Source organism: Citrobacter europaeus (assembly GCF_037482245.1).
GTDB lineage: Bacteria > Pseudomonadota > Gammaproteobacteria > Enterobacterales > Enterobacteriaceae > Citrobacter > Citrobacter europaeus.
Genome location: NZ_CP148084.1, coordinates 3,278,230 through 3,294,195, shown reverse-complemented (window position 1 = coordinate 3,294,195; position 15,966 = coordinate 3,278,230). Strand labels below are relative to the sequence as shown.

Below are 15,966 nucleotides of genomic sequence, written 5' to 3'. Positions count from 1 at the left end.
GAGGGGAAATGGCTCAGGTCTTCAATTTTAGTTCAGGTCCGGCAATGTTACCGGCAGAAGTTCTTAAACTGGCTCAACAGGATCTTCGCGACTGGAACGGTCTTGGCACGTCGGTGATGGAAATTAGCCATCGTGGCAAAGAATTCATCCAGGTCGCTGAAGAAGCGGAGCAGGATTTTCGCGATCTTCTCAGCATCCCCTCCAACTATAAAGTGTTATTCTGCCATGGCGGTGGTCGCGGACAATTCGCCGGTATCCCGTTAAATATTCTCGGTGATAAAACAACTGCGGATTACGTCGATGCCGGTTACTGGGCCGCCAGCGCAATTAAAGAAGCGAAAAAGTACTGCACGCCAAACGTTATCGATGCCAAAGTTACCGTTGACGGACTGCGCGCTGTTAAGCCAATGAGCGAATGGCTGCTTTCTGACAACGCGGCGTATCTGCACTATTGTCCGAATGAAACCATCGATGGTATTGCGATCGAAGAAACGCCGAATTTTGCCAGCAATGTGGTGGTCACGGCGGATCTGTCCTCTACCATTCTTTCCGCACCGCTTGACGTTAGCCGCTATGGCGTAATTTACGCCGGGGCGCAGAAAAACATCGGCCCGGCCGGGCTGACAATTGTTATCGTACGCGAAGATTTGCTGGGTAAAGCCCATGTGTCCTGCCCGTCAATCCTCGACTATACCGTGCTGAACGACAACGACTCCATGTTCAATACGCCGCCAACCTTTGCCTGGTATTTATCTGGCCTGGTCTTTAAATGGCTGAAAGAGCAGGGCGGTGTTAACGCGATGGATAAAATTAACCAGCAAAAAGCAGAACTGCTGTACGGCGTCATTGATAACAGTGATTTCTATCGTAACGATGTGGCGAAATCCAACCGTTCACGCATGAACGTCCCGTTCCAGTTGGCTGACAGCGCACTGGATAAACTCTTCCTGGAAGAGTCATTTGCTGCGGGTCTGCACGCGTTGAAAGGGCACCGTGTGGTCGGCGGTATGCGCGCGTCCATCTACAATGCAATGCCGCTTGAAGGTGTAAAAGCGTTGACTGATTTCATGGTCGATTTCGAGCGTCGCCGCGGTTAATCTGCTGTATTTTTCATCCCCACAGCCTGTCTGTGGGGTTTTTATGTCTGTTTTTGAGAGTCGAGTTTCATGGAATCCCTGACGTTACAACCCATTGCGCGGGTGGATGGCACCATCAATCTGCCTGGATCCAAAAGTGTTTCTAACCGCGCTTTGCTGCTGGCTGCATTAGCAAATGGCACCACTGTCCTGACCAACCTGCTGGACAGCGATGATGTCCGCCATATGCTTAATGCTCTGAATGCGTTAGGGATCAGCTATACCCTTTCCGCCGATCGCACGCGTTGCGAGATAATCGGTAATGGCGGTGCGCTGCACGCAGAAGGTGCAGTAGAGCTGTTCCTTGGCAATGCCGGAACCGCAATGCGCCCGCTGGCCGCAGCGTTATGTCTGGGCGCCAATGACATCGTGTTGACGGGTGAACCGCGCATGAAGGAGCGCCCGATTGGTCATCTGGTTGATGCGCTGCGCCAGGGCGGAGCGAATATTGAATACCTGGAGCAGGAAAACTATCCGCCTTTACGTTTGCGCGGTGGCTTCGCCGGGGGACAGGTTGAGGTAGACGGTAGCGTATCCAGCCAATTCCTGACTGCGCTGTTGATGACTGCGCCGCTGGCGCCGCAGGATACGACGATCGCAATCAAAGGCGAACTGGTATCCAAACCTTACATTGATATCACACTGAACCTGATGAAAACGTTTGGTGTTGAAATTGAGAATCAGAACTACCAGCGCTTTGTCGTACAAGGGCAGCAGCAGTATCAGTCTCCTGGGGCATATCTGGTCGAAGGCGATGCTTCTTCCGCTTCCTATTTCCTCGCGGCGGGGGCCATTAAAGGCGGTACGGTAAAAGTAACCGGGATTGGTCGCAACAGTATGCAGGGCGATATTCGCTTCGCTGATGTACTGGAAAAAATGGGGGCGACTATTACCTGGGGCGATGACTTTATTGCCTGTACCCACGGTGAACTCAATGCGGTAGATATGGATATGAACCATATTCCTGATGCGGCGATGACTATTGCCACGGCTGCGCTATTCGCAAAAGGGACGACCACACTGCGTAACATCTACAACTGGCGCGTCAAAGAGACCGACCGCCTGTTCGCGATGGCGACTGAGCTGCGTAAAGTAGGCGCGACCGTTGAAGAGGGCGAAGACTATATTCGCGTCACGCCGCCAGTGACGTTACAGTTTGCAGATATCGCGACCTACAACGATCACCGCATGGCGATGTGTTTCTCGCTGGTGGCGCTCTCTGACACGCCGGTGACCATTCTGGATCCGAAATGTACGGCCAAAACCTTCCCGGATTATTTCGAACAGCTGGCGCGTATTAGTACTCCTGCCTGATTCTCCCGGAACGCCGGTCCTCCAGACTGGCGTTCCGAGGTCCGTAACCGCACTGTTTTTATGCTTTCAACTAATGCTAATTTGTTGATGATTTAACTTATTTATTTGTTTTTACTATAAATATCAACGGAAGATTAGCATGAAGCATAAATCACTCTTTTTGGCGTTAGCAGTTTCCGCCACGTTGCTGGCTGGTTGTAAAAATGGTGTGAATGGCGACCTTGTTGCCAGTTCCGGTATGGCTGCTTATAAAGCAGCGACACTTTCTGATGCTGATGTCAAAGCCCTCTCTAACAGTTCATGTAAGCAGATGGATAGCGAAAATCAGCTGGCGGGTGCGAAAAGCAAGTACACTAAGCGCCTGAATAAAATTGCGAAAGCGTTGGGTAATAACATTGATGGAACGCCGGTTAACTATAAAGTTTATATGACCAGTGATATCAATGCCTGGGCAATGGCGAATGGATGCGTACGTGTTTATTCGGGCTTGATGGACCTGATGACCGACAATGAAATAGAAGGCGTGCTGGGTCATGAGTTGGGCCATGTTTCTTTAGGACACTCGCGTAAAGCAATGCAGACCGCGTATGCCACTCTGGCTGCGCGTGATGCTATTTCTGCGACCAGCGGCGTCGCTTCTCAGCTTTCCCAGTCTCAGTTGGGCGATTTGGCAGAAGGCGTGATTAATTCAGCGTTCTCCCGTAGTCAGGAATCAGATGCGGATGACTTTTCCTATGACTTGCTGAAAAAACGCGGTATTGACCGTCAGGGCTTAGTGACTGCGTTTGATAAGTTTACCACGATGGACGCAGGCCATGCCAAATCGCTGATGGATTCTCACCCAGCATCTGACGATCGCGCTCAGCATATGCGTGAACGCATCGCTGCAGATAAAAAGTAAATCAGTGTCATCTTCCGGGCTGGTTTCTCACCAGCCCGCTATAATTGCGCAATTCTTCCTCATATCGTTACAGACTAATCGGGTTTTTACACTCTGTGTTAACGATTATTTGCGTTGGCGCGTATAATGCGCGGCGTTCACGTTAACGTATGCCCGTTTAAGGAGAAAAAGATGACGGCAATTGCCCCGGTTATTACCATTGATGGCCCAAGCGGTGCAGGTAAAGGCACCTTGTGCAAGGCAATGGCGGAAGCATTGCAGTGGCATCTGTTAGATTCAGGCGCGATCTACCGCGTACTGGCGCTCGCAGCGTTGCATCACCATGTTGATGTCACATCTGAAGATGCCCTGGTACCGCTTGCCTCACACCTGGATGTGCGTTTTATCTCAACGGACGGCAACCTGGAAGTCATTCTGGAAGGTGAAGATGTCAGCGGCGAAATCCGCACCCAGGAAGTGGCGAATGCCGCCTCTCAGGTCGCTGCGTTTCCTCGCGTACGTGAAGCGCTGTTACGCCGTCAACGCGCGTTTCGTGAAGCGCCTGGTCTGATCGCCGACGGACGTGACATGGGAACCGTGGTGTTCCCGGATGCGCCAGTGAAAATTTTTCTGGACGCCTCCTCGCAAGAACGTGCGCACAGACGTATGCTACAGTTGCAGGAAAAGGGCTTTAGTGTTAACTTTGAACGCCTTTTGGCCGAGATCGAAGAACGCGATTATCGCGATCGTAACCGTGCTGTAGCGCCGCTGGTTCCCGCTGCTGATGCTTTAGTTTTGGATTCAACCCGATTAAGCATTGAGCAAGTGATTGAAAAAGCGTTACAATACGCGCGCCAAAAACTGGCACTCGCTTAAGTGCGACCGAATTTGCAGTACCCCCGTTGCAATGGATTGACAGCGGGTATGTTAAACAACCCCATCCGGCATGGAGCCAGGTGGACGTTAAATATGAAACCTGAAGATTAAACATGACTGAATCTTTTGCTCAACTGTTTGAAGAATCCTTAAAAGAAATCGAAACCCGTCCGGGTTCCATCGTTCGTGGTGTTGTTGTTGCTATCGACAAAGACGTAGTACTGGTTGACGCTGGTCTGAAATCTGAGTCCGCCATTCCGGCAGAGCAGTTCAAAAACGCCCAGGGCGAGCTGGAAATCCAGGTTGGTGACGAAGTTGACGTTGCTCTGGATGCAGTAGAAGACGGCTTCGGTGAAACCCTGCTGTCCCGTGAAAAAGCTAAACGTCACGAAGCTTGGATCACGCTGGAAAAAGCTTACGAAGAAGCTGCAACCGTTACTGGTGTTATCAATGGCAAAGTCAAGGGTGGCTTCACTGTTGAGCTGAATGGTATTCGCGCGTTCCTGCCGGGTTCCCTGGTAGACGTTCGTCCGGTCCGCGACACGCTGCACCTGGAAGGCAAAGAGCTTGAATTCAAAGTAATCAAGCTGGATCAGAAGCGTAACAACGTTGTTGTTTCCCGTCGTGCCGTTATCGAATCCGAAAACAGCGCAGAACGCGATCAGCTGCTGGAAAACCTGCAGGAAGGCATGGAAGTTAAAGGTATCGTTAAGAACCTCACTGACTACGGTGCATTCGTTGATCTGGGTGGCGTTGACGGCCTGCTGCACATCACCGACATGGCATGGAAACGCGTTAAGCATCCGAGCGAAATCGTAAACGTTGGCGACGAAATCACTGTTAAAGTGCTGAAGTTCGACCGCGAGCGTACTCGTGTATCTCTGGGCCTGAAACAGCTGGGCGAAGATCCATGGGTAGCTATCGCTAAGCGTTATCCAGAAGGTACCAAACTGACTGGTCGCGTGACCAACCTGACCGACTACGGCTGCTTCGTTGAAATCGAAGAAGGCGTTGAAGGCCTGGTTCACGTTTCCGAAATGGATTGGACCAACAAAAACATCCACCCGTCCAAAGTTGTTAACGTTGGCGATGTAGTGGAAGTTATGGTTCTGGATATCGACGAAGAACGTCGTCGTATCTCCCTGGGTCTGAAGCAGTGCAAAAACAACCCATGGCAGCAGTTCGCGGAAACCCACAACAAGGGCGACCGTGTTGAAGGTAAAATCAAGTCTATCACTGACTTCGGTATCTTCATCGGCCTGGACGGCGGCATCGACGGCCTGGTTCACCTGTCTGACATCTCCTGGAACGTTGCAGGCGAAGAAGCAGTTCGTGAATACAAAAAAGGCGACGAAATCGCAGCAGTTGTTCTGCAGGTTGACGCAGAGCGTGAGCGTATCTCTCTGGGCGTTAAACAGCTCGCAGAAGATCCGTTCAACAACTGGGTTGCACTGAACAAAAAAGGCGCAATCGTAAACGGTAAAGTCACTGCAGTTGACGCTAAAGGCGCAACCGTAGAACTGGCTGACGGCGTTGAAGGTTACCTGCGCGCTTCTGAAGCTTCCCGCGACCGTGTTGAAGATGCAACTCTGGTTCTGAGCGTTGGCGACGACGTTGAAGCTAAATTCACCGGCGTTGATCGTAAGAACCGCGCAATCAGCCTGTCTGTTCGTGCTAAAGACGAAGCTGATGAGAAAGATGCAATCGCAACTGTTAACAAACAGGAAGATGCTAATTTCTCTAACAACGCAATGGCTGAAGCTTTCAAAGCAGCTAAAGGCGAGTAATATCGAGTGCTCCTAAATCCTTTGTGCTGTTAACAGCACAAAGGGTGACGAGTAGCTTGACAGATTACAGGATTCGTCCTGTAATCAATGACAAAGGGCGGCTAAGGCCGCCCTTAATCAATGCAGCAGCTAATTATGCCTTTAAGGAACCGGAGGAATCATGACCAAGTCAGAATTGATTGAAAGACTTGCAACCCAGCAACCTCATATTCCCGCGAAAGCGGTTGAAGATGCAGTGAAAGAAATGCTGGAACATATGGCCTCGACTCTTGCGCAGGGCGAGCGTATTGAAATCCGCGGTTTCGGCAGCTTCTCTTTGCATTACCGCGCACCGCGCACCGGACGTAATCCGAAGACCGGTGATAAAGTGGATCTGGAAGGAAAATACGTTCCGCACTTTAAACCAGGTAAAGAACTGCGCGATCGCGCCAATATTTACGGTTAAGTTTTTAGCGAGACTTAACGCCGAGAAAAGCACCCGCATGGGTGCTTTTTTCATTTCTGCCTGCCCATCCTGGAATCCTCCTCCCAGTTAATTTGTACGTTACATGCGCTGTTAAATACCAGCGGAACACACGCCGTATAACGCTAAATTGGCACCAGACAACCGGCGCATATTACCGCACACTTCCTGTTACAGGGAGGTGACTGATGAAAATAACAACGGTTGGTACGTGTGCATTATTCGGCATTCTCCCGCTTATGCTCTTACCTGGGCTACCTGACATGCTGTGCATCAGCGTCGTATTTTGCCTGTCATGCTTGCTCTGTCTTATTTCTCGCAGGCCTGTACGTTTCGCCGGTGTAATCCTGCTGTTTTTTCTTTGGGGCGTTCTCGCTGCGAAAGATACGCTGTGGGCCGGTAATACGCTGCCTGCGAAAACCCAGCAGGCTATCGTGCGGATAACCGCAACCGATAACATGACAACGCACTACGGCCAGATCACGCATCTGCAGGGGAAGCGGATATTTCCCGCCATCGGAATTATTCTGTATGGACAGTACTTACCCGACGACGTTTGCGCGGGTCAGACATGGGCGATGACGCTGAAGGTTCGTGCTGTACATGGCCAATTGAACGAGGGCGGGTTTGATAGCCAGCGTTACGCGTTGGCGCAGCACCTGCCGCTGACGGGAAGATTTTTGCAGGCTTCGGTTATCTCACCACAATGCAGTTTGCGTTCGCGGTATCTCTCCTCGTTGAAAACTGCGCTCGCCGATTATCCCTGGCAGCAAGTCATATTGGGTCTGGGAATGGGGGAGCGTTTATCGGTGTCACAAGAGGTGAAAACCATTATGCGTGATACCGGTACGACCCATTTGATGGCGATTTCCGGGCTGCATATTGCGTTTGCCGCACTTCTGGCTGCAGGGTTAGTTCGCGCGGGTCAATTTTTTATGCCAGCCAGTTGGATTTGCTGGCCGGTTCCTTTAGTGGGTGGGGTTGTCTGTGCAATATTCTATGCCTGGCTAACGGGACTACAGCCCCCGGCATTACGGACGGTTGTTGCGCTGCTGGTCTGGGGGGCGCTAAAACTCAGTGGCAGGCAGTGGAATGGATGGTCGGTTTGGGTCTGCTGTCTGGCAGCCATTCTGGTGGTGGATCCTGTCGCCGTTCTTTCACAGAGTCTGTGGTTGTCTGCTTTTGCCGTTGCGGCACTGCTGTTCTGGTATCAATGGGTTCCAATGCCAGATTGGCCGCTATCGCGCGTTGGACGCCAATTTCTGGCGCTTGCTCATTTGCAATTGGGAATTACGCTTCTGCTTCTGCCAGTGCAAATCGCGATGTTTCATGGTTTCAGCCTGACCTCATTTCTGGCGAATTTATTTGCCGTACCTCTGGTCACCTTTGTTTCCGTACCGTTGATATTAGCAGGTATGATCGTGCATTTAACCGGGCTGGCGATGATTGAATCGGGCTTGTGGTATTTAGCAGATCGCTCGCTGGCGCTGTTATTTTGGGGGCTCAGGAGCCTGCCTGAAGGGTGGATCAATATTGATGCACGTTGGCAATGGCTTGCATTTTTACCCGCACTCCTGCTCGTCTTATATCGATTGAACGTCTGGCGAACGCTACCGGTAGTTTGTGTCACAGTGCCCCTTTTATTGAGCAGCCCATTCTGGCGAACGTCACGCACTGACGTGTGGCAAGTGCATATGCTGGATGTCGGGCAGGGGCTGGCGATGGTGATTGCGCGTAATGGGAAAGCGCTGCTTTACGATACTGGTCTGGCATGGCCTGAAGGCGATAGCGCGCAACAGCTGATTATTCCCTGGCTACGCTGGCACAATCTGGAGCCGCAAGGGGTAATTTTAAGCCATGAGCATATGGATCATCGGGGCGGGTTGCGCTCGCTGCAGCAAGCCTGGCCGTCGTTATGGATAAGAAGTCCGTTAGGTTGGGAAGGGCATCTTCCGTGCTTTCGTGGGGAGCGCTGGCAGTGGCAAGGGTTAACCTTCACTGCGCACTGGCCGGTACGTGGAAGCACAGATGCGGGGAATAACCACTCCTGCGTGGTAAAGGTCGATGATGGGAATCAGAGTATTCTGCTGACCGGCGATATTGAGTCTCCCGCTGAACAAAAAATGCTAAGTCACTATTGGCAGCATCTGCAGTCTACGGTGGTGCAGGTTCCGCATCATGGCAGCAATACCTCATCATCACTGGCGCTGATTCAGCGGGTGGGCGGACAGGCCGCGTTAGCCTCTGCATCCCGTTATAATGCCTGGCGTCTACCGTCCTGGAAAGTGGAGCAACGTTATCGACAACAAAATTATCAATGGCTGGATACACCACATCAGGGGCAGATTACGCTGGATTTTTATCCAAAAAACTGGCGAGTACGTAGCTTGCGGGATCAGATTTTACCTCGTTGGTATCATCAGTGGTTTGGCGTGTCGGATGATAACGGGTAGAATATGCGGCTATTCTAACAAATGCTGGTTTTTTGAATGCATAACGATAAAGATCTCTCTACGTGGCAGACGTTTCGCCGACTATGGCCAACCATAGCGCCTTTTAAATCGGGTCTGATCGTGGCGGGTATAGCGTTAATACTTAACGCGGCCAGCGATACCTTCATGCTATCGCTCCTTAAGCCATTACTGGATGATGGTTTTGGTAAAACGGATCGCTCGGTGCTGCTGTGGATGCCGCTGGTGGTCATTGGACTAATGGTTCTCCGCGGCTTTACCAGCTATGTTTCTAGTTACTGCATCTCATGGGTGTCAGGCAAAGTGGTCATGACCATGCGTCGCCGCTTGTTTGGTCATATGATGGGTATGCCGGTCTCCTTTTTTGATAAGCAGTCTACAGGTACGCTGCTGTCACGTATTACCTATGATTCAGAGCAGGTAGCGTCCTCGTCTTCCGGCGCGCTGATCACCGTGGTACGTGAAGGGGCTTCAATTATTGGCCTGTTTATCATGATGTTTTATTACAGCTGGCAACTGTCGTTGATCCTGATTGTACTGGCGCCAATTGTTTCAGTGGCTATTCGTATAGTTTCTAAGCGCTTTCGTAGCATCAGTAAAAACATGCAAAACACCATGGGGCAGGTTACGACCAGTGCGGAGCAGATGCTAAAAGGGCACAAAGAAGTTCTGATTTTTGGTGGTCAGGAAGTCGAAACCAAGCGCTTCGATAAAGTCAGCAACAAGATGCGCTTGCAGGGCATGAAGATGGTTTCTGCCTCTTCTATCTCCGATCCTATCATCCAGCTGATCGCGTCTCTGGCGCTGGCCTTCGTGTTGTATGCAGCCAGCTTCCCAAGCGTGATGGAAAACCTGACAGCAGGGACAATTACGGTTGTCTTCTCGTCAATGATCGCGCTGATGCGTCCATTGAAATCGCTGACCAACGTCAACGCGCAGTTCCAGCGCGGTATGGCGGCATGCCAGACCTTATTTACGATTCTGGATAGCGAGCAGGAAAAAGACGAAGGTACACGCGTAATCGAACGTGCTACCGGTAATCTTGAGTTCCGCAACGTGACTTTCACCTATCCAGGACGTGAAGTGCCTGCGCTGCGCAATATCAACCTGAACATTCCAGCGGGCAAAACCGTTGCTTTGGTTGGGCGTTCGGGTTCAGGGAAATCCACCATCGCCAGCCTGATTACGCGCTTCTACGATATTGATGAAGGGCAGATCCTGATGGACGGACACGATCTACGCGAATATACCCTGGCATCCCTGCGCGATCAGGTTGCATTGGTTTCGCAGAATGTGCACCTGTTTAACGATACGGTTGCCAATAACATCGCCTATGCGCGTACCGATTTGTACAGCCGCGAGCAGATCGAAAAAGCGGCGCAAATGGCCTACGCCATGGATTTCATCAACAAGATGGACAATGGCCTCGATACGGTGATTGGCGAAAACGGCGTCCTGCTTTCCGGTGGTCAGCGCCAGCGTATCGCTATCGCACGCGCCTTGTTGCGTGACAGTCCGATTCTGATCCTTGATGAAGCAACGTCGGCACTCGATACCGAATCTGAACGCGCGATTCAGGCTGCTCTGGATGAGTTACAGAAAAACCGTACTTCTCTGGTGATTGCCCACCGCCTTTCTACCATCGAACAGGCGGATGAAATCATCGTGGTGGAAGACGGTATTATTGTTGAGCGCGGAACCCATAGCGAGCTGATTGAGCAGCGTGGGGTGTATGCGCAATTACACAAAATGCAATTCGGTCAATGATCGCACGAATCTGGTCTGGTGAGTCGCCGCTGTGGCGACTGTTACTCCCACTCTCCTGGTTGTATGGCCTGGTGAGTGGCGGGATCCGTTTATGCTACAAGCTTGGGATTAAACGCGCATGGCGTGCGCCAGTGCCGGTTGTGGTGGTCGGAAACCTAACCGCCGGCGGCAATGGCAAAACACCGGTGGTGATTTGGCTGGTTGAACAACTACGGCAACGTGGGATCCGCGTGGGCGTGGTGTCGCGTGGTTATGGCGGGAAAGCGCCTGCTTATCCGCTGTTGCTGACCGCTGATACTACTACCGCAGAAGCGGGCGATGAACCGGTGCTGATCGCCCAACGTACCGGCGTGCCGGTGGCGGTATCCCCGGTAAGATCGGATGCGGTAAAAGCCATTTTGGCCCAACATGACGTGCAGATTATTGTGACAGACGATGGTCTACAGCACTATCGTCTGGCGCGAGATGTTGAAATCGTGGTTATTGATGGCGAACGTCGGTTTGGCAATGGCTGGTGGCTTCCCGCTGGTCCTATGCGGGAGCGCGCAGGTCGGCTTAAATCGGTTGATGCGACTATCGTTAACGGTGGCGTTGCGCAGCCAGGGGAAATCCCTATGCGACTTGAACCGGGGCTGGCCGTTAATTTACGCACGGGTGAACGCCGCGATGTGGCGCAGTTGACCAATATTGTCGCCATGGCGGGCATTGGCCACCCACCGCGTTTTTTTGCCACGCTGCAAGCGTGTGGTGCCAGCATACAAAAAAGCATTGCGCTGGCAGACCATCAGTCTCTGACCTACAGTGACGTCAGTGCGTTTGTAGACGCCGGACAAACGCTGGTAATGACGGAAAAAGATGCGGTTAAGTGCCGGGCATTTGCCGATGAAAACTGGTGGTATTTACCTGTTGACGCTCATTTGTCAGGCGATCGGCCTGATGTGTTGTTGGATAACTTAATCTCGCTGACTCGCTAACTGATTCACGCTGCGGCAGCGAATCATTTATGAGGCCATAAATGTCGTTGCCGCGTCTTTCTTTGACGGATGCCCGTCATCTTCACCTTGCCGCTCAAGGGCTGCTGAAAAAAATACGCCGTCGGGCAACCCCAGCAGATATTCTTACCACCATTTCTCGCATGTCGTTACTGCAAATCGATACCATCAATATTGTGGCGCGCAGCCCTTACCTGGTGCTGTTTAGTCGTTTGGGCGATTATTCCCCCCAGTGGCTGGATGACGCATTGCAGCAGGGCGCATTGATGGAATACTGGGCGCACGAGGCCTGCTTTTTGCCGCGCAGCGACTTTATGCTGATACGCCACCGCATGCTGGCCCCGGAGAAAATGGGCTGGAAATATAAAGCGGAATGGATGAAAGAACATGCGCATGAAATTGAGCAACTGCTCCAGCACATCCAACATAACGGACCAGTACGCTCTGCCGATTTTGAGCATCCGCGCAAGGGGGCCAGCGGCTGGTGGGAATGGAAGCCGCATAAGCGTCATCTTGAAGGGCTGTTCACTGCCGGGAAAGTCATGGTGGTGGAAAGGCGTAATTTCCAGCGAGTGTATGATCTAACCCATCGCGTCATGCCGCACTGGGATGATGAACGCGACCTGCTTTCGCAGGAGGATGCTGAAAGCGCCATGCTGGATAACAGCGCCCGTAGCCTGGGGATTTTTCGCGAACAGTGGCTGGCAGACTACTACCGTCTCAAGCGCCCGGCGCTAAAAAACTGGTGTAACGTGCGCGCGCAGCAGCAACAAATTATTCCTGTCGACGTCGAAGGGCTGGGAACCCTGTGGCTGCACAGTCACTTTCAGCCGCTGCTGGAGCAGGCGCTGGCGGGTAAATTAACGGCGACCCATAGCGCAGTATTATCGCCCTTTGATCCGGTGGTTTGGGATCGTAAACGGGCAGAACAGCTATTCGATTTTAGCTACCGGCTGGAATGTTATACACCGGCGCCGAAACGTCAGTATGGTTATTTCGTCTTGCCGTTGCTGCATCGCGGGCAATTAGTTGGGCGGATGGATGCCAAAATGCACCGCAAAACGGGCGTGCTGGATGTGATTTCATTGTGGTTACAGGATGGCGTCAAACCTGGGGTTACTCTGCAAAAAGGATTGTTTCAGGCGATTGATGATTTTGCCCGCTGGCAGCAGGCAACACGCGTGACGCTGGGACGCTATCCTGAAGGTTTATTTGCTGATGTACGCCATGGTTGGGAAATAGACCCAGCCCTTTAAGCGATTATGTTAATATTTACGGATTCACAATCCGGTCCATCTGGAGGAACTATGGATCATCGTCTGCTTGAAATCATTGCCTGCCCGGTATGCAATGGCAAACTCTGGTTTAACCAGGAAAAACAGGAACTGATTTGTAAACTGGATAACCTTGCTTTCCCACTGCGTGATGGTATTCCCGTTTTACTGGAAACCGAAGCCCGCGTTCTGACTGCTGATGAGAGTAAATCATGAGTTTTGTGGTCATTATTCCTGCGCGATATGCGTCCACACGTTTGCCGGGCAAGCCGCTGTTGGATATCAACGGCAAGCCGATGATCGTGCATGTTCTGGAGCGTGCGCGTGAATCTGGCGCTGAACGTATTATCGTTGCGACCGATCACGAAGATGTCGCTCGCGCGGTAGAAGCGGTGGGTGGCGAAGTATGCATGACTCGCGCCGATCACCAGTCCGGTACGGAGCGTCTGGCGGAAGTCGTCGAGAAATGTGGTTTTAGCGACGATACCGTTATTGTGAATGTACAGGGTGATGAGCCGATGATCCCGGCGGTCATTATTCGCCAGGTCGCAGAGAATCTGGCGCAGCGCCAGGTCGGTATGGCGACACTTGCGGCTCCGATTCACAGTGCGGAAGAGGCATTTAACCCGAATGCGGTAAAAGTCGTTCTGGACGCCGAAGGGTATGCGCTCTATTTTTCACGCGCGACCATCCCGTGGGATCGCGATCGTTTTGCCAGGAGCCTGGAAACGGTGGGTGACACCTTCCTGCGCCATCTGGGTATTTACGGCTATCGCGCCGGTTTTATCCGCCGCTATGTTAACTGGCAGCCCAGCCCGCTTGAGCATATTGAAATGCTGGAGCAGCTACGTGTGCTGTGGTACGGCGAAAAAATTCACGTTGCCGTCGCCAAAGAAGTACCCGGTACCGGCGTAGACACTGCCGAAGATCTTGAGCGCGTTCGCGCCGAAATGCGTTAGTTTTTCTCACGACACTCCCCCTGGTAACGCGAATTTTTGGGAGGAGTGTCGTATCGTTACGCTTTCCCCCCACTTTTCTTTTCATCAATTGATCTCATCCGGGTGACATCTGTCTGCACGACGCTCATTATGAAAGCAGTAGCATTTATGAGGGCAATCTGAAATGGAACAGTTGCGTGCCGAACTCAGCCATCTGTTGGGTGAAAAACTCAGTCGTATAGAATGCGTGAATGAAAAAGCGGATACGGCCCTGTGGTCGCTGTATGACAGCCAGGGAAATCCGATGCCGCTGATGGCGAGGAGTTTCACCACGCCGGGTATGGCGCAGCAGCTGGCATGGAAAACCTCCATGCTGGCGCGCAGTGGTACGGTTCGAATGCCAGTCATTTATGGGGTCTTAACGCACGAGGAGCATCCCGGTCCTGATGTGTTGCTGCTTGAGCGTCTACGCGGCGTACCAGTGGAAGCGCCAGCCCGAACGCCTGAACGCTGGGAACATTTGAAAGATCAGATAGTAGAAGGTCTGCTGTCATGGCATCGGCAGGATAGCCGTGGCTGCGTGGGAATGGTGGATAACACGCAAGAGAATATCTGGCCATCCTGGTATCGTCAGCGCGTTGAGGTGCTGTGGACTACGCTAAATCAGTTCAACAATACCGGGCTGACGATGCAGGATAAGCGGATCCTGTTTCGCACCCGTGAGTGTTTGCCCGCCTTATTTGAAGGGTTCAATGATAACTGCGTGCTGATCCACGGTAATTTCAGTTTACGTAGCATGCTCAAAGATGCCCGCAGCGATCAGCTTCTGGCGATGGTGGGACCGGGGTTGATGCTGTGGGCGCCAAGAGAATATGAACTGTTTCGCCTGATGGATAATGCGCTGGCCGAAAGCCTGCTTTGGCAGTACCTGCAACGCGCGCCAGTGGCGGAGTCATTTATCTGGCGGCGCTGGTTGTACGTGTTATGGGATGAGGTCGCGCAACTGGTCAACACCGGGCGTTTTAATCGCTCCAACTTTGACCTGGCGACAAAATCATTGCTGCCGTGGCTGGCCTGATGAACACGTGAACATCTTATCAGGCCAGCCATTCTGCATTGAACCCGAAGGCCTGATTAGACGCGTCAGCGTCCCCATCAGGCAAAAATGCTATCAATGTTCCGATCCTTTTAGCCACTGCCAGATGCGTCCCAGGGTTTCATAACCCACACGATCGCTATGCATTAGCCAGACAGGTGAAGGAATTGCGCGCTCCCACGGATTAAGCGGTGAATCAATCGCTAACTGATTGGCCGGTGCTGGCAGCGGATGTAGCCCGGCCTGCTGGAAGAAAATCATGGCACGCGGCAAGTGCGAGGCAGAGGTTACCAGCAGGAACGGCGCGTTGCCGATGGCCTGCTTTACCGCTGCGGCTTCTTCTTCGGTATCTTTGGGTTGATCCAGGGTGATGATGTCATCGACTGGTACCCCCAGCGACTGCGCCACGTGGGCACCAACTTCTGCCGCACTTACGGTGTTGGTCTTTGCAACGCCTCCAGTGAAAATCATTTTCGACCCAGGATTGGCTCGCCACAAACGCAGCCCTTCATTCAGACGCGGAAGGCTGTTGTTGATCAGGTTAGAACTTGGCGCCCACTGAGGATTCCAGGTATACCCTCCGCCCAGCACTACAATGTATTCCACTTTTTGCGTATCCTGCCAGGTTGGATAACTGTCCTCAATTGGTTTCAGCAGACTGTCGGCGACGGGTTGTAAGCTAAGAAGTAACAGCGCCAGCCAACTCAGGCTAATACACACTTTCCCCGTTTTCTGAAAGCGGCTGAACCAGACCAGCGCCAGGCCGATGCCCATCACAAGCAGCATCAACGGAAGCGGCAGCATCATACCGCCAATCACTTTCTTCAGCGTAAAAAGCATTCTTTTTGGTTCCTTTTTTAACCATACAGCAGGGGATCTGCAGGGATATTACACCAGGAAGGTTCATTCTCGGCGTGGGTGTGACAAAATAGCGGTTTTACTCAGTCACCCTAAAGCCAGTATGTGGAGAGC

Annotated in this window: 14 protein-coding genes; 13 read left to right on the top strand and 1 reads right to left on the bottom strand. The window is 52.2% G+C overall.

Annotated elements, in window-relative coordinates; translation table 11 throughout:
- The first annotated feature begins 8 nt into the window (after positions 1–8).
- From serC to WHR59_RS15545, 13 genes are all read left to right on the top strand, one after another.
- Positions 9–1,097, top strand: a complete 1,089-nt coding sequence (gene serC, locus WHR59_RS15605; protein ID WP_172862868.1) for a 3-phosphoserine/phosphohydroxythreonine transaminase — start codon at positions 9–11, stop codon at positions 1,095–1,097.
- 69 nt (positions 1,098–1,166) lie between these two features.
- Positions 1,167–2,450: a 3-phosphoshikimate 1-carboxyvinyltransferase gene (gene aroA / locus WHR59_RS15600; RefSeq protein WP_087052624.1), complete on the top strand. Its 1,284-nt coding sequence runs from the start codon at positions 1,167–1,169 to the stop codon at positions 2,448–2,450.
- Between the two features lie 139 nt (positions 2,451–2,589).
- Positions 2,590–3,351 carry a M48 family metallopeptidase gene (locus WHR59_RS15595; protein WP_338843283.1) on the top strand — a complete coding sequence of 254 codons (762 nt, stop codon included), beginning with the start codon at positions 2,590–2,592 and terminating at the stop codon, positions 3,349–3,351.
- A 171-nt stretch (positions 3,352–3,522) separates the two neighbouring features.
- Positions 3,523–4,206: a (d)CMP kinase gene (gene cmk, locus WHR59_RS15590; RefSeq protein WP_005123561.1), complete on the top strand. Its 684-nt coding sequence runs from the start codon at positions 3,523–3,525 to the stop codon at positions 4,204–4,206.
- 113 nt (positions 4,207–4,319) lie between these two features.
- Positions 4,320–5,993, top strand: a complete 1,674-nt coding sequence (gene rpsA, locus WHR59_RS15585; RefSeq protein WP_003035776.1) for a 30S ribosomal protein S1 — start codon at positions 4,320–4,322, stop codon at positions 5,991–5,993.
- Between the two features lie 160 nt (positions 5,994–6,153).
- Positions 6,154–6,438, top strand: coding sequence for an integration host factor subunit beta (ihfB, locus tag WHR59_RS15580; protein ID WP_003035780.1), 285 nt, complete (start codon positions 6,154–6,156; stop codon positions 6,436–6,438).
- 206 nt (positions 6,439–6,644) lie between these two features.
- Positions 6,645–8,909, top strand: a complete 2,265-nt coding sequence (locus WHR59_RS15575) for a ComEC family protein (protein ID WP_172862870.1) — start codon at positions 6,645–6,647, stop codon at positions 8,907–8,909.
- Positions 8,910–8,945: 36 nt separating this feature from the next.
- Positions 8,946–10,694 (top strand): lipid A ABC transporter ATP-binding protein/permease MsbA, encoded by a 1,749-nt coding sequence (gene msbA, locus WHR59_RS15570; RefSeq protein WP_043015761.1) that lies wholly within the window; start codon positions 8,946–8,948, stop codon positions 10,692–10,694.
- A complete protein-coding gene (lpxK, locus tag WHR59_RS15565; protein ID WP_087051461.1) occupies positions 10,691–11,668 on the top strand; it encodes a tetraacyldisaccharide 4'-kinase in 978 nt (325 codons plus the stop codon). Before msbA ends, lpxK begins: the two co-directional genes overlap by 4 nt.
- Positions 11,669–11,709: 41 nt before the next feature.
- Positions 11,710–12,942, top strand: coding sequence for a winged helix-turn-helix domain-containing protein (locus WHR59_RS15560; protein WP_338843282.1), 1,233 nt, complete (start codon positions 11,710–11,712; stop codon positions 12,940–12,942).
- Positions 12,943–12,993: 51 nt separating this feature from the next.
- A complete protein-coding gene (gene ycaR / locus WHR59_RS15555) occupies positions 12,994–13,176 on the top strand; it encodes a protein YcaR (RefSeq protein ID WP_003035793.1) in 183 nt (60 codons plus the stop codon).
- Positions 13,173–13,919 carry a 3-deoxy-manno-octulosonate cytidylyltransferase gene (kdsB, locus tag WHR59_RS15550; protein WP_043015764.1) on the top strand — a complete coding sequence of 249 codons (747 nt, stop codon included), beginning with the start codon at positions 13,173–13,175 and terminating at the stop codon, positions 13,917–13,919. The genes ycaR and kdsB overlap by 4 nt, the downstream gene beginning before the upstream one ends.
- A gap of 163 nt (positions 13,920–14,082) precedes the next feature.
- Positions 14,083–14,976: a YcbJ family phosphotransferase gene (locus WHR59_RS15545; protein WP_043015765.1), complete on the top strand. Its 894-nt coding sequence runs from the start codon at positions 14,083–14,085 to the stop codon at positions 14,974–14,976.
- A 93-nt stretch (positions 14,977–15,069) separates the two neighbouring features.
- On the opposite strand, the gene elyC is transcribed toward WHR59_RS15545, so the two are convergent.
- Positions 15,070–15,834, bottom strand: coding sequence for an envelope biogenesis factor ElyC (elyC, locus tag WHR59_RS15540; protein WP_100194155.1), 765 nt, complete (start codon positions 15,832–15,834; stop codon positions 15,070–15,072).
- Between the last annotated feature and the right edge of the window lie 132 nt (positions 15,835–15,966).